The organism is Streptomyces sp. NPDC002130 (assembly GCF_040296465.1).
GTDB lineage: Bacteria > Actinomycetota > Actinomycetes > Streptomycetales > Streptomycetaceae > Streptomyces.
On record NZ_JBEOXI010001077.1, the window covers coordinates 1 to 1,167 of the forward strand.

Below are 1,167 nucleotides of genomic sequence, written 5' to 3' on the forward strand. Positions count from 1 at the left end.
CCTTGTCGATCTTGCGCTGGAGCATTACGGCAAGCTGGATGTTCTCGTCAATGTGGCAGGCATTCTCCGAGACAAGATGATTTTCAATCTTCCGGAAGAAGACTGGGATGCAGTCATTCGAGTGCATCTGCGTGGCCACTTCAGCACCATCAAGCCGGCGGCGGCGTACTGGCGTTCGCAGAGGAATCCCGACGGCCACTACCGCATCATCAACTTCACCTCCGATTCCGCGTTGCAGGGTTCGCCCGGGCAGCCGAACTATGCCGCTGCCAAGATGGGGATTATCGGTTTGACTGCGTCGACGGCCAACGCGCTCGGGCGATACGGCGTGACGGCCAATGCGATCGCTCCGGGTGCCGTCACGCGTCTGACGCAGACCGTGCCTGACGAGAAGCGGGTGGGAGAGGGCATCGACGATTCCGTTTCGCCGGACAACATCGCGCCCATCGTCACCTACCTTGCCGGTACGAGTTCCGATTGGCTGTCGGGCCGCACGATCGGCGCCATGGGCTACGAGGTGAAACTGTGGAATAACCCGGAGGTAGTCTCCACGGTCGCCTCGGATGGACCGTGGAACCTCGACGACCTGACCGCCAAGGTCGAGAAGGACTTCCGTCCGTTGGCTGACGGTCTGCACCCGTCCATCTTCATGGGTCAGCTTCCGTCCTGATTCGTAAATGCCTGATTAACGGATGGGACTGATCCGAGTGCCTGAGTTGGTGCCGGTGCAGGGGCGTTATCGTGGAGGCAGATGACGCGTCGGCGTCAGTCTCGGAACATGATGGGGGACAGACTGGATGTCCGCAGTGAAGGTGAACGGCCGCACCGCTGAGGCCAAGGCATTCCGTGTCGAGCGAGTCGTGAAAGCCACCCGCGAGTTGGCATCCGCGGGCGGTTACGAAGCTGTGCAGATGCGGGAGGTCGCTCGAGTTGCCCAGACTGCCCTCTCGACGCTCTACAAGTACTACGCGTCCAAAGACGATCTCATCACGGTAGCCGTTCGGTCGGAACTGGACTCCCTGGCTGAGGATTTTCTCCGCCGTCCGTCGAGACAGCGGACGGCGGAGGGGCGCGCAGGAGAAGTCTTCGTGCGGGCGTTCCAGGGGATGGCCGACGAGTTCGGCGAGCTGGGGGATGTAGAGGCAGGCCGCGGTGATGATGCAGATG

At 61.5% G+C, this 1,167-nt stretch carries 2 protein-coding genes; both read left to right on the plus strand.

Going from position 1 to position 1,167, the window contains the following annotated elements:
* A partial coding sequence (locus ABT116_RS48555; protein ID WP_351647944.1) for an SDR family NAD(P)-dependent oxidoreductase occupies nucleotides 1-670 on the plus strand: 670 nt, incomplete at its 5' end.
* 127 nt (nucleotides 671-797) lie between these two features.
* A partial coding sequence (locus ABT116_RS48560) for a TetR/AcrR family transcriptional regulator (RefSeq protein ID WP_351647946.1) occupies nucleotides 798-1,167 on the plus strand: 370 nt, incomplete at its 3' end.